This is a genomic window from Dyella sp. SYSU CM1112 (assembly GCF_058216415.1).
Genome location: NZ_JBZEGI010000125.1, coordinates 1 through 278, shown reverse-complemented (window position 1 = coordinate 278; position 278 = coordinate 1). Strand labels below are relative to the sequence as shown.

The 278-nt window shown below is 64.0% G+C and carries 1 protein-coding gene; it reads left to right on the top strand.

What is annotated here, in order from left to right; genetic code table 11:
* A partial coding sequence (locus tag AC4HNJ_RS21905; RefSeq protein ID WP_490481729.1) for a hypothetical protein occupies positions 1-278 on the top strand: 278 nt, incomplete at both ends.

Here is a 278-nt window from a genome sequence, read left to right as displayed (position 1 = left end):
CCGTGCTCGTCTATGCGACCGCCGATCAGCTGGAAACCTGGATGGGGGAAACCCCAGAACCCGCCCCCGCGAAGCTGACTGCAATGCTGCGGGAAGCATCCGGCCTCGTCGGAACTGCATGCCAGTGCGACATCTACGACACCCTCCCCAACGGGAAACCATCGGATGACGATCTGTCTGAGGCGATGCAGGAAGCGACGTGCGCGCAAGTGCATGCGTGGTTGGCGTCGGGTGATGATCCGATCAAGGGCGCCGGCGGTCAGGAGCCGCGGTTGACG